Source organism: Micromonospora sp. 4G55 (genome assembly GCF_016803375.1).
In genome coordinates this window covers 1-12975 of record NZ_JAEVHN010000122.1, presented here as the reverse complement: position 1 = coordinate 12975, position 12975 = coordinate 1, and the positions used below count along the sequence as shown (strand labels likewise).

General features: G+C 67.9%; 7 protein-coding genes and 6 pseudogenes. 6 read left to right on the top strand and 7 right to left on the bottom strand.

Translation table 11 applies throughout. The features are described from left to right. Positions 1-144: 144 nt before the first annotated feature. Positions 145-921, bottom strand: a pseudogene (locus tag JNW89_RS13175) (transposase family protein). Between the two features lie 209 nt (positions 922-1130). Between JNW89_RS13175 and JNW89_RS13170 the strand changes: the two are divergent. From JNW89_RS13170 to JNW89_RS13160, 3 genes and pseudogenes are all read left to right on the top strand, one after another. After that, a pseudogene (locus tag JNW89_RS13170) lies at positions 1131-1963 on the top strand (IS5 family transposase). A 128-nt stretch (positions 1964-2091) separates the two neighbouring features. After that, a pseudogene (locus tag JNW89_RS13165) lies at positions 2092-2851 on the top strand (IS5 family transposase). A gap of 168 nt (positions 2852-3019) precedes the next feature. Continuing rightward, positions 3020-4267 (top strand): IS701 family transposase, encoded by a 1248-nt coding sequence (locus JNW89_RS13160; protein WP_238449158.1) that lies wholly within the window; start codon positions 3020-3022, stop codon positions 4265-4267. A 1401-nt stretch (positions 4268-5668) separates the two neighbouring features. Here JNW89_RS13160 and JNW89_RS13155 read toward each other — a convergent pair. Beyond that, complete coding sequence (locus tag JNW89_RS13155) at positions 5669-5818, bottom strand: hypothetical protein (RefSeq protein ID WP_238449157.1); 150 nt, start codon at positions 5816-5818, stop codon at positions 5669-5671. Here JNW89_RS13155 and JNW89_RS13150 point away from each other — a divergent pair. Next, positions 5817-6827, top strand: a complete 1011-nt coding sequence (locus JNW89_RS13150; RefSeq protein ID WP_238449156.1) for a GDSL-type esterase/lipase family protein — start codon at positions 5817-5819, stop codon at positions 6825-6827. The two genes, JNW89_RS13155 and JNW89_RS13150, sit on opposite strands and share 2 nt — an antisense overlap. A gap of 113 nt (positions 6828-6940) precedes the next feature. Beyond that, positions 6941-8404, top strand: a complete 1464-nt coding sequence (locus tag JNW89_RS13145) for an NF041680 family putative transposase (protein WP_238449155.1) — start codon at positions 6941-6943, stop codon at positions 8402-8404. Positions 8405-8412: 8 nt separating this feature from the next. Here JNW89_RS13145 and JNW89_RS13140 read toward each other — a convergent pair. From JNW89_RS13140 to JNW89_RS13125, 4 genes and pseudogenes are all read right to left on the bottom strand, one after another. After that, positions 8413-8939 (bottom strand): annotated as a pseudogene (locus JNW89_RS13140) (IS5 family transposase); the annotation flags it as partial. 25 nt (positions 8940-8964) lie between these two features. Then, the gene (locus JNW89_RS13135) at positions 8965-10320 is read right to left on the bottom strand and encodes an IS4 family transposase (protein WP_238449154.1); all 1356 of its coding nucleotides are present in this window, start codon (positions 10318-10320) and stop codon (positions 8965-8967) included. A 114-nt stretch (positions 10321-10434) separates the two neighbouring features. After that, the gene (locus JNW89_RS13130; protein WP_238449153.1) at positions 10435-10824 is read right to left on the bottom strand and encodes an IS5 family transposase; all 390 of its coding nucleotides are present in this window, start codon (positions 10822-10824) and stop codon (positions 10435-10437) included. Between the two features lie 43 nt (positions 10825-10867). Beyond that, positions 10868-11268: pseudogene (locus tag JNW89_RS13125) on the bottom strand (transposase family protein); the annotation flags it as partial. A 327-nt stretch (positions 11269-11595) separates the two neighbouring features. Here JNW89_RS13125 and JNW89_RS13120 point away from each other — a divergent pair. Then, on the top strand, positions 11596-12219 hold the full coding sequence (locus JNW89_RS13120; RefSeq protein WP_238449152.1) for a LysE family transporter: 624 nt from the start codon (positions 11596-11598) through the stop codon (positions 12217-12219). A gap of 10 nt (positions 12220-12229) precedes the next feature. Here JNW89_RS13120 and JNW89_RS38735 read toward each other — a convergent pair. Further along, positions 12230-12975: pseudogene (locus JNW89_RS38735) on the bottom strand (discoidin domain-containing protein); the annotation flags it as partial.

The window sequence follows — 12975 nt, the reverse complement described above, 5'->3', positions numbered from 1 at the left end:
TTCCGGCGCGGAACACTAGTGCTCTGACCACAAACGTTCGCGGTGTTGGTACACGCCGGGCTGAGCGGCGGGTCGGGCCGGGGCGGTGGCGTCAGGCTGTCGGGTGGCGGAGCCGGTTCGGGACCGTCGGTTAATGAGCCCTTTTCATCGTGGGTTTCGGTCGGTCTGGACGTGATGTAGGACGAGGATGGCCTGGACGATCGCGGTCGTCGGGGCAGCAGCGGAGCTTGGCCAGGACTTTCCAGCCCTTTAAGGGTGGCGACGGCGGGTTCGCCGACGGCCCGGATCTTGGCGTGGTGGCGGTTGACGGTCTTCTGCCGGCGGGACAGTCGGGGCCGGTGCGGACGGCGTTTGAACGGCGTGCGGACGCTGCCGCCGGCACCTTGGTGCCCCTTGTCGGCGAAGGTCATGACGTTCGCGCTGCTCAGCGCGTCGATCAGGCCGTGGGTGCGGGCGGCGGTCAGGTCGTGCACAGCACCAGGCAGGGCGGGCGAGGCCCAGATCAGGCGTCCAACGCAGTCCGCGATGACCTGCACGTTCACCCCGTGGCGCTTGTGCTTGCCGGAGTAGTACGGCCTGTGATCCGCGACCCGGTCGATCGGGATCAGGGTGCCGTCGAGAATCGCGTACGCGAGCCGGCCGATGCCGTATGGCCGCGTTCAGGTCCTCGGCCTGCGCCGCGAGCAGGTCGATGGCTTCCCGAACGTACCGCCGGGCCGTCGTAACGCTGACCGCGAAGCCGTATGTCAGACGGGTGATGGTTTCACCGTTGCGGAGATGGGCCAGGGCGAGCAGGCCCTGCCGGCCGGCGTCGAGGCGCCACCACCGGCCTCAGCGCCGAGCGCGTTCGGCGCGGATGAGGCCGGCCAAGTAGTTCAGGGTGCGGCTGGACAGCGCGACCGTCGACGGGTAAAGCAGCACAGCGAAGCTCCCGGTTGGGCCATCGGATCTTCGCCGACTGCCGTCTTACCGGAAGCCTCGTCCTACGCCGACACGAGCATCCCGCCGCACCCGCCATGACCACGCCGATCACGACGAAAAGGCCCCAGTATTAGAGGGGGCATCTGATCCGTCTAGCGGTTGATTCATGTTCGGCCGTGGCGTCGGTTGCTTCGGCTCGTTGGTCATCGGTGGGTGCGAAGCGGCGTGGTTATCGGTCGGACTTGTCGGATGAGCGGTGGGCGTTGATCGAGCCGGTGCTCACCGCGTGGCGGGCCGGCCGGGTGGGGTTGGGGATCAGCCGGCCGGTGCATGACCTGCGGGAGATCGTCAACGCGATCCTGTACGTGGCCCGCACGGGGATCGCCTGGGAGTACCTGCCGCACGACTTCCCGCCGGCGAAGACGGTGTACGACTACTACGCCAAGTGGGAGGCGGACGGGACCACGCAGCGGATCCACGACCTGCTGCGCGAGCGGGTCCGCGTTGCTCGGGGCCGTCGTGGAAGCCCGTCAGCGGTGGTCCTGGACTCGCAGAGCGTAAAAACCCGGCAACGTCGGCGAGTCCAGCCAGGGCATCGACGCGGCGAAGAAGATCAAGGGACGCAAGCGGCACATCGCCACCGACACCCTCGGCCTGCTCCTGGCCGTGATCGTTACGGCGGCGTCTGCAGGACTCCACCGCGGGCCGGCACCTGCTCGACACCGTTGCCGCCGATCACCCGGCCGTGGCCAAGGCCTGGGTCGACGGCGGCTACAACAACGCGGTACGCGCGCATGGCGCCCGGCTCGGTATCGACGTCGAGGTGGTACCCCGCACCGCCGGGAAGGGCTTCCACGTCCAGCCCCGACGGTGGGTCGTGGAACGAACCTTCGGCTGGCTGATGCAGCACCGACGGCTCGTCCGCGACTACGAGACCCTTCCCCAACGCACCCGGGCGATGATCCATGGGGCCATGGCTGACACAATGAGCCGCTACCTCACCGGAGAACCCACCCCAACCTGGCGAAACGAAACCACCTAATCGGACCAACCTCACCAAGCGAGTCCAGACGCCCTCTTAGAGCTCCTAACGAAATGGTGTTGGGCGTGTCTGGTTGACGTGAGGATCGTCCTGTCTAACGTGAGGAGGGGTGAGCAGAGCCGCCGTGGATCGTCTCGGACGAACTGTGGGCCGAGATCGCGCCGCTGCCACCCACCCGCCGCGCCGGCACCGGTTCCCGGGCCGTAAGCCTCTCGACGACCGCAAGGTGTTGTGCGGAATCCTGTTCGTGCTCTACACCGCGATACCGTGGGAGTACCTACCCCAGGACTTGGGCTTCGGCTCAGGAATGACCTGCTGGGCGGCTGCGGGACTGGAACAGCTGCTCGGCAGCTTCGGGCCGCCGGGCAGTTGGACATGTCTCGGGCGGTGATCGACGGCTCCCACGTGCGGGCGCTCAAGGGCGGCCCAAAACCGGTCCGAGCCCGGTCGACCGCCGCAAGCCAGGCTCGAAACACCAGGTCATCACCGACGCGGGCGGCGTCCCTCTCGCCGTCAGCCTGGCCGGCGGCAACCGCCACGACGTCACCCAACTGGTGCCCCTGGTCGACAAGGTCCCGCGGATCAAGGGTGTTCGAGGCCGCCCCCGGCAACGACCCGAGCGGATCTACGCCGACCGCGGCTACGACTACGACTGCTACCGCCGCCAACTCCGCGCCAACGGCATCACCCCGGTCATCGCCCGACGCGGCACCGGCCTCGGCACCCGGCGCTGGGTGGTTGAGCAGACCATCGCCCTACTGCACTGGTTCCGCCGCCTACCCACCCGCTGGGAAATCCGCGACGCACATCCACGAAGCCTTCCTCACCCTCGCCTGCGCCATCATCTGCTGGCCCGACTCCAGCACTCAAGACGTCAGGAGCTCTTAGTACTCCAGCCGGGGTTGTTGACCTTGGCTGAGCTGCGGTTCGATGCGATGCGGGAACGAGGGCAGCCACCGTCGATCATGGACGGTTGTGTGGACTGACCATGATGCAGCGGTGGCTGCCGGATACAGGGTAGACGCCCAGCGGTGGCGGGTGTTGTTCGACGACCTGATGCTGACGGTCGGGCAACGTTTCCGCAGGCCGGAGCCTCGCCGTCGGATGCGTGACTTCGTCCGGGGCTTGCTGGCGCCGTTGCCGCGGAAGAACTGCTGGACGATCGCGGAGCATGCCGGTGACACGGGTCCGGACGGGATGCAGGACCTGCTGACCCGGGTGAAGTGGGACGATGCCGAGGTCCGCGCCGATGTCCGTGAGTTCGTCGGCCACCACCTCGGTGATGCCGAGGCTGTACTGGTCATCGACGAGACGGGCGATCTGAAGAAGGGCCGGCACACCGTCGGCGTGCAGCGGCAGTATTCGGGCACAGCCGGGAAGATCGAGAACTGTCAGGTCGCGGTGCACCTCGTCTACGCCACCGATGCTGGTCACGCGATGCTCGACACGGCGCTCTACCTCCCCCAATCCTGGTGCGACGACGCCGAACGCCGCGCCGAGGCCGGTGTCCCTGAGCAGGTGCGGTTCGCGACCAAGCCGCAGCTGGCGTCTCGGATGATCGCCGCAGCGGTCACCGCCGACACCGGGCTGCCATGTCGATGGGTGGCCGGCGACGAGGCCTACGGCAACGATCCGCGCCTGGCAGCCCAGCTCCGTCAGCTGCGACTGGGCTACGTCTTGGCCGTGGCCTGCTCTCATCAGGTGATCACCGGCCTTGGCGCCTACCGCGTTGACGCGCTGGCCGCCGGTCTTCCTGCCACCGCCTGGCAGCGGGTGTCCGCGGGTCGAGGCGCGAAGGGACACCGCTACTACGACTGGTCCTTCACCGCACTGCCACACGCCGCCGACGCCCACGGCGGGCACCACTGGCTGCTGATCCGCCGCAACCGCAGAACTGGTGAGCTGGCCTCCTACCGCTGCTGGGCACCCGAACCCGTCCCGCTACGCAGCCTCGTCCTGGTGGCCGGCCGCCGCTGGAAGATCGAAGAATCGTTCCAAGCCGCAAAGACCGGACTCGGCCTGGATCAGCACCAGAACCGCCGCTGGACGTCCTGGCACCGCTGGACCACCCTGCCGATCCTCGCCCACGCCTTCCTCGCCGCCGCGACCACGCACCGCAGCCGTCCCGACCCGGCCGGGCTGATCGCGCTGACCGTCAACGAACTACGTCACCCGTTCAACGTCCTGATCATCGAACCCGCCCGCAGCCGCTGCGACCCACTGCTCTGGTCCGTACGCCGACGCCGTCACCAAGCACGAGCCACGACCAGCCACTACGCCCGGCAAGCCCTCACCGAGCCGTGATCACAATCCCCGGCTGGAGTATTAGTACGTCGAAAACGTCACGCGACCGAGTGACGACAGGGGTTCGAGCCAGGAAAATCTCGACGAAATCGTGCTTAGGAATCGGGCGGAAGACTCTGAAGGCGCGTTGCGCTCAAGAAGTTGACATAGGCCGATTAGGTGTTGCAACAGACCGCCGCGCCTGCGGACCCGGAACACCAGGATGCTGCGTGGCATAGCCGTCGACAGCGTATTGCTGAACGCCCCCAGCAGCAACTCATTGCCCAACAGGCCGGCGCACCCCCAATATACCTGTGAATGGCCCCATCAGTATTTCGCTCTGCAACCTGGGCAACGGATTTCGGCAGCAGCCACACCTACATCCTGCAACACCTGACCTGAGTGGATCCATATCGTGAAGTTCGAATCCCACTTCGCCCGACCACGTACGCTGGCAAGGGATCGCCGTTCTACGCTCGGACAATTCCCTCGATCGAGGCCATCCCACTGATCCGAGGCTACCGGCCCGCCAAGATCTACGCGCGCTGCGGTTACGACCGCTACCTCATCCGCGCCCGGGATCACCCCGGTCATTGTTCGGCGGAGGCACCCACACGGGCTCGGTGGACGCAACGGCCGCAGCGGTGTAGATCTCCCGCAGCGCTTGGGTGATCTTCTGCCAGTCCTAGCGTGCGTATCGCAGGCCGACTCTGACCAGGTGCACGACGCACTGCTGGTGCACCGCGTGGAGGCGACCTGTTCGATGGCTTCGGTCATGCCCCCGAACCCGTCGCGGATCATGACCACGTCTGCGACGCCCTGGACACTTGCTCTCGGTCATCAAGGTTTCACCGCCAGTTCCTGCGCGGTCGCCTGCTCGCTCAGGCATGCGGCTCTCCGCCGCATCCTGCTGGGGGCCGCTGGCGGTCCGTGGGCGAAGAGTTCATCATCCGGTCGGTCCGCACTGATTTAGGCGCACATTCTTCCCGCCTTGCTGCAGAACTCGGTCGCCCTTTGTCGGGCCGCACCAACGCCCAATGGCAGACAGTATCTGCCTGGCCACTCGCTGCGCCGGCGGGCGGATGCGGACGCGCAGTAACTGCCGACGAAAGGGACGCGCCCTCACGCTGGCGACCTTCCCGGTCGGTGCATCGCGAACTGTTCACCGTGACGCGCTCGCGTGCGCAGGAATAGGTACCAGTTACTCATTGCACGCAGAACGAGAGACTGACAAAGTGCGGATGCCAGCGGGGGAGTCGCCTGGGAAACGGTGAGAACGACACTCACCCCGGGTTCCAAGACAATCCGAAAGGGCGGCAAGGCCGGTTCCGATTGTCAACTCACCAGAGATGAAATCGGAGAGACATGTCGATCCGCCGAAAGCTTCCGGGGCGCTTTCCTCCGCTCGGAAGCTTACCCGACTCAACTCTCTCTCACCGACAGAAAGCAGGTCACATTGCGCTTCTCGAGGTTACTGCTCGCTGCACCCGTGGCGGTCAGTCTGCTCGCCGCGGTGCCAGCCCCGTCAGCATCGGCCAGCCCGGGGGCATCGTCGACGACGATCGTCTCCATGGGTGACAGTTTCATTTCCGGTGAAGCCGGACGATGGAACGGCAACAGCCTAAACAACGACGGCGACCGGTCGATGACCGACCGTGCCTACAGCAACGGCTCGTACGACCCCTCAATTGTGTACGGCTGGACGGCCACCAACGGATGTCACCGCTCCGATGTGGCGGAAATCGAGACCGCGAACATCGCCGTGTCCGTGCGTTCGAACATCGCCTGCTCCGGCGCTAAGGCGGTGAACACCTGGCGGGCCTCCTCGGGCGGCACCAGCCTCAAGGGCGAGATCCCTCAGGCCGACCGGCTCGCTGGCGTGGCCGGCACCCGGGACGTCAAGATGATCGTGCTGTCCATCGGCGGCAACGACTTGGGCTTCGCCGACATCATCAAGGACTGCGTGACGAAGTTCATCGGCGGCACCACCAGTTGCCGCTCCTACCAGGAGAACAACGTCAACGCCCGCATGCCCGGCGCCATGGCCAATGTGGGAAAGACGATCGACGAGATCCGGGCAGTTATGGCCTCCAAGGGCTACACCACCAGCAACTACCGGCTCATCCTGCAGTCCTACCCGTCCCCCGTCCCGCGCGCGTCGGAGAACCGCTACCCGCAGACCGGCACCTCCCGTATCAGCGCCGGATGCCCCATGTGGGACACCGACCTCAACTGGGCCCGCGACATCCTCGTTCCCCGACTGTCCGCCAACCTCCGGCAGGTGGCCAGCAACAAGGGAGTCGAGTTCCTCGACCTGCAGAACTTCCTGCAGGGCCGCGAGGTGTGCTCCAAGACGACCACACTCAACGACGGCCTACAGCTGCCCTCGTCCGCCACCAGCGAATGGGTCCGCTTCGTCAACACAGGAATCCTCCAAGGCGACCAGGACGAATCCATGCACCCCAACGCCTACGCCCAACGCGCCCTGGGCAGGTGCCTCACCCTAATGGCCGGCTGGCCCCCCGGCCCGTACACGTGCACCAACAGCGGCCCCAGCATCTACGTCACCCGCCTCCCCTAGCTTGATTTTTAACCTCCGAGGGTCCTGTAGGGACCCTGACCGATGACGGAAACAGCCCTTGGTTGATGATCTTCTTGTCTAGGGAAGAGCATCAATAACCAAGGGCTGTTCTGGTGACCAGTGTGCATGACCGTGGTCCGGCTGGTGCCGTCGGGGAGTTGACGGGGTTCCGGCGAGAGTTTTACGACTGCTTGACCGCTCGTGCGGACGCGTTGTTCGACCTGGCGGACGCGGTGTTGTGCGCCGACGGTCCGGTCCGGTCGTTGGTGGAGTTGTCGCTGGTGGGTGAGCACCGTCGGGGTCACGGGGCGTTGTATGACGCCCTCGCCTGTGGGCGGCTGGACATCGATCGGCTGCGCACCGCCCTCGCCGGGGTGCCGTTGCCGCGGGCGGCCGACGGGCGTCTCGTTTTGGCGGTCGACATCACCTGCTGGCTGCGGCCGGACGCGCACACCTCACCGCAGCGGATCCTGTGTCACACGTACGGACGCGGCAAGGATCAGACGATCATGATCCCGGGCTGGCCGTATTCGATGGTGGTGGCCCTGGAATCGGGCCGAAGTTCGTGGACCGCCCCGTTGGACGCGGTGCGGCTGGCGCCTGGTGATGACGCGGCCACGGTCACTGCTGGGCAGCTGCGAGACATCGTGGGGCGGCTGATCGCGGCCGGGCAGTGGCAGGCCGGGGACCTGGAGATCCTGGTCGTGGCCGACGCCGGCTACGACGCACCCCGACTTGCGTTCCTCCTGCGTGACCTGCCCGTGCAGATCCTCGCGCGGATGCGCTCAGACCGGGTACTACGCCGGGCAGTGCCGCCTCGGCAGGCCGGGACGATCGGCCGACCGCGCCGGCACGGCGGCGAGTTCGTCTTCGGCGATCCCGCCACGTGGGGTGAGCCGGACGCAGCCACCGTTGCCGATACCCGTCTCTACGGCACGGCGTGCGCCCGAGCCTGGGACCGGTTGCACCCACGGTTGACCCACCGATCCGCCTGGATCGACTCGGCGAAGGTGCTGCCGGTCATCGAGGGAACCGTCATCCGTCTGGAGGTCGAGCACCTGCCCAGCGGCGCGACCCCGAAGCCGGTGTGGCTGTGGTGGTCCGGCGTCGACGCCACCAGCGCTGATGTCGACCGGCTCTGGCAGACGTTCCTGCGCCGCTTCGACATCGAACACACGTTCCGCCTGTTCAAACAGACCCTCGGCTGGACCTGCCCCAAAACCCGCACGCCACAGGCCGCCGACCGCTGGACCTGGATGATCCTCGCCGCCTACACCCAGCTCCGTCTCGCCCGCGCCCTCGCCACCGACCTGCGCCGCCCCTGGGAGAAACCCGCACCACCGCAGCGTCTCTCACCCGCCCGCGTCCGCCGCGGGTTTCGGCACCTGCGCGCGAAGGCCGCCTGCCCGGCCGGTGCACCCAAACCCTCCCGGCCAGGGTCAGGACGGCCACCCGGCCGCCGCAACAACCACCCCACCCCGCGCTACGACGTCCACACCGCCACCACCACGAACGCCACGACAGCAGCCGCAAAGAAGACGAAGTCTGTCAATCCCCGTCCACGCCGCACAGGTTAAAGATCAAGCTAGGGCCTGTCTTCAAAGGGTCGCAGCCATTGCAGTAGCGCGGCGATGGTGACGGTGGCCTGGTACGACGTGGCGGTCTTGTCGTAGCGGGTGGCGACGCTGCGGCACTGCTTGAGCCGGTTGAAGCAGCGTTCGACGACGTTGCGGCGCTTGTAGAGCTGCTTGTCGAACACTGGTGGCCGGCCGCCCCGGCTGCCCGCCGGCGGCGGTTGGCCTGCTGGTCGGCGCGTTCAGGAATGGTGTGCCCGATGCCGCGCCGACGCAGGTCAGCACGGATGGCCCTGGAGCTGTAGCCCTTGTCGGCGATGACGTGGTCCGGGCGAACGCGAGGCCGGCCGGGACCGGGACGTTCGACACGGATCGCCGCCATGACGTGGGTGAAGCGGGTGCAGTCGTTGACGTTGCCGCCGGAGAGCACGAACGCCAAGGTCCGCCCGGCGCCGTCGCACGCCAGGTGAATCTTGGTGGTCAGTCCACTTCGACTTCGACCGAGGGCGTGATCTTGTGGTTCGTCCGTTTCTCGGCGCCCCCTTTAGCGCAAGGCCGTGAAGTTAAGGATCGGCCTGGTCTGTCAATGCGGGTTGGCCTGCGACGATGTCGATGGTGAGGGTGGCGAGGTAGCTCCTGCGGTCGACGCCGAGGCTCTTGTAGGCGTAGCGGGACAGGGGTCGTTTGACCGCGCGGGGGCTGACGCGTAGGCGCCGTTTCGGCATGAGGTTGTCCAACAGGTGGCGTCCGATGGTCCCGATGAGGTCGATGGTCGTCTCGGTGATGACGTTCGCGGCCTGCACGATCAGGTCTCGGGCTGTCTGCACGGCGAGGGTGAAGCCGGCTCGGTCCGGATCGACGCCGCCGGCGGCGTCTGCGGTGTCGGCGATCGCGATCCGTATCACCTGGTAGACCGTGAGCAGGGCGTAGATCTCCTGGGCGATGAGCGCCGGGACGGGTGAGCGCAGCACCCGACGACCCAGCAACGTCGATTTGATCTCCAGAAAGGCGGACTCGACCTCCCATCTCTCGTGATACAGCCTCACGACCTCGAACGCCGGGAACCGCCGGTGATCGAGCAGGGTGGTAGCCAGCCGGTAGACACCGGTTCGGGTCCCGGCGGTCGTGGAGATGGTGATCTCACACGCGATGACCCGGACCCGCACGCCGCTGATGATCGAGGTGTACGAGCCGTCGTGGTGCCGGGCGAGGACCGGCGGCCTACGGTTGCCGTTCAACCGGACGAGGAACTGCGCGCCGGTGCCGGCCACCGCGGCGAGGAAGGTGTTGCTGTCGAAGCCCCGGTCCAGCAACACGATCATGCCGGTGTGCAGACTGCGGACCAACCGCAGCGCGTGGCTGGTCTCGCCGTCGCTGCGGGGGCCGACCACCGCGTCGATGACCGCCCTCGTGCCGCAGGCCACCAGGGCCACCAGGCGTACCTGCGGGTACCCGGCGGTGCCGTGTTGGCTGCGGTTCTTACCCAGACCCGCGGCGTTACCCGACGAGTCGGGCACGTCGAGCACGGTCCCGTCGATCGCGGTCACCACCAGGGCGCACCACCACACCCCGGCCGTGCGGATCCCGCCCGCCGGACCGCGCAGCAGATCGAACAGCGCCCGTAACGGAGCGACGCCGACCCTAACCCGGGCATGCCACAACCCGGTCGCCGACGGGCGGGTCAACCCGAGCCCGCCGAGACCGGCGACGAGCTTGTCCCACACCCCGAGGTAGCCCACCTCGGCGAACAAACCAGCCGCCAGGAGCAGATACACCACCACCCGTGAGGGCAGTAGCCGTAGACGCTGCTGCGTGCGGCCGGTCTCAGCCAGCACAGCGTCGACCATCTCGAACGGCACGATCCGGGTGAGTTCCCCGAGATGGCCCGGCGCGAACACGCCCTTCGCCACCGTGATCACCCGGGTGATGACAGAATGCTCCGACAGCGGGACTCCCTCGTAGCTGGCTGGTCTTGGTCGACAAGCCGTTCTACCGGAGTCCCGCTGCCCCTTTACCGGCACCCTCCATCATGCTCAGACAGCCCTTGACATCAGGCCCAACGCCCTAACTTCACGGCCTTGCCCTTTAGCGCCCGCGGCGTGCTGATGTGCCCGCACGATCGTGGAGTCCACCGACACCAGCCAGTCGATGTCCCCGGCCGCGTCCGCGTCGGCCTGCAGCCCGGCCAGCATCCGGGCGAACGTGCCGTCCAGGGCCCACCTGCGGAAACGGGTGTAGATCGACTGCCAGGACCCGTACCGGGCCGGCACGTCCCGCCACGCCGCCCCGGCCCGGATCTTCCACACGATCCCGTTGAGTACCCGCCGATCATCGACCCGCGGCCGACCACCCGTCACCACCGACGGCAGATACCTCGACAGCGCATCCCACTCGACGTCAGACAACTCGTAGCGACGACCCACGCGCTACATCATCCGATACCAAGATCTTTGAAGACACCGCCTAGAGGTTGGCGGAGTAGTGGTAGTTGCTCGGTGCGGCTAGCCGGTGGTCCCGGGTGGGGATGAAGGTGCCGTCGACGATGGCCGATCTGGTCGACCGGGCGCCGGCGGGCCGGGGGCAGGGCCAGTAGTGGTCCGAGGGTGTCGATGACCCGGTGGGCCGCACAGTGCGAAACGCCGAACAGTGGTCCGATCTGCCGCATGGTCAGGTTGGTGCGCCCGGTACGCGGCCACCAGCAGCACCCGGTCGGGCAGGTCAAGGGCCAACTGCCGGCCCGGTCGGCCGTCAGCGGTGGCGTCCCCGCCACGCTCAGCGACCAGGCGGACCAGCCGGCGGAACTGGGCCGGCTGCAGGCCAGTGAACGGGAAGATCCAGTCAGGGCGGGCTGCGGTGATCACCTGCACCCCGGCGTCCTGGACGATCATCCTCGACAGACACGCACCGGGGTTACGAGACGTCCCTTAGCTGAGCTCGGCGCGCATTCTAAATGACATCGTCCGCGAGGTCACCGGTGGACCGGCCGCTGGCGGATTTGGACCGGCGGCCCGTGGCCCTCTGGTCGGTACAGGATTGGCTCACGGATTAGATCTCGTTATGAGTAATCACCACTCAATCCGACTTGGTTGGCCTGACTTCGGTGGCGTGGCCGGACGGCCTCCCGCATCATTGCCCGATGATCGAGTCGAAGTCGTCCCTTCCCGTTCCTGTCGCTGCGGCCATTGCCCACCGCCATGGGTGACGCGCTGCTCGCCGGCCTGCTCGCCGGTTACGGGGTGGCGGTGCCGGTCGGGGCGATTGCCATCGTGGTCATCGGGCTCACCGCCCGTACCTCGTTGCGGGTCGGCGCCGCCGCCGCCCTCGGGGTGGCCGCGGCGGACGGCCTCTACGCCGCGCTGGCCGTGCTCGGCGGCGCGGCCCTCGCCGGCCTGGTCCGCCCGGTGGCGACCCCGTTGCGCTGGGCGGCCGTCGTGATCCTGCTCTTCCTCGCCGGGCAGCTCGCCGTGGGCGCGCTGCGCCGGCATCGTTCCCCGACCGGGCCGGCGCGGGCCGAGCGGGGTCTGGCCACGCCGGGCCGGGCCTTCGCCGGGCTGCTGGCGCTCACCCTGCTCAACCCGATGACCATCGTCTACTTCGTGGCCCTGGTGATCGGCCGGCAGGCGTCCGGTGGGTGGACGCCCGCCGGCCAGGTGGCCTTCGTGGCCGCGGCGTTCGCCGCCTCGGCGAGCTGGCAGCTGCTGGTGGCCGGCGGCGGCTCGCTGCTCGGCCGGCTGCTCACCTCCGACCGTGGCCGGCTGGTCACCGCGCTGCTGGCCAGCGCTCTGATTGTGCTGCTGGCGCTGCGGATGGTCTGGTGAGCCGGCCGGCTCAGTGCGGGTACACCTCCAGTTCCCAGAGCGAGAAGCCGTAGGAGGTGGCCCGGGTCAGCCCGATCATCCGCACGTAGCGGGCGCCGGTCGCGGCGAACCGGTCGTTGTCGGTGCCGCCGTCCCCGGCGGTGGTGGACCAGACCGTCCGCCAGGTGGCGCCGTCGGTGGAGACGTCGATCCGGTACGACCGGGCGTGCGCCGCCTCCCAGCGCAGCACCGCGCGGGCCGAGGTTGGTCAGGTCGTCGCCGCGGCGGGCCGGGAACGACACCACCTGCTGATAGGTCGGCCGGTTCTGCCAGGCGACGACGGGCTGCTTCAGCCCGCCCAGCGGGGACTGCATGATGGCGTCGGCGCACCACTGGTCGCCGGCCGCGCAGGTCGCGTCGCCGGGATAGACCTCGGTCGCCGGTCGGGCGGCGGCGCTGCGCAGCGTGTCCAGCAGGATCTGCCGGCAGGCGGCGAGGTCGCCGCCCCCGCAGTACCGGCGGTCCGATCCGCCGGGCGCCGGTTCGCCCAGCACCGCGCGCAGGTCGGCGTCGACGTACCCCCACCAGCCGTACTGGAACGACGAGCCCTTGTGCCCCTGCGCCTCGTTGGCCGAGGTGGGCAGGGTGGACTCGTCGCCGCGCTGCTGTCCGGACGGCGACTCGTTGATCTGCATGGCGTTGACCAGCGCCTGGTACAGCTCCGCGCCGAGGGGCGCCTTGAACTGGCCGTTGACCAGCAGCGGCCACCAGGCGTCG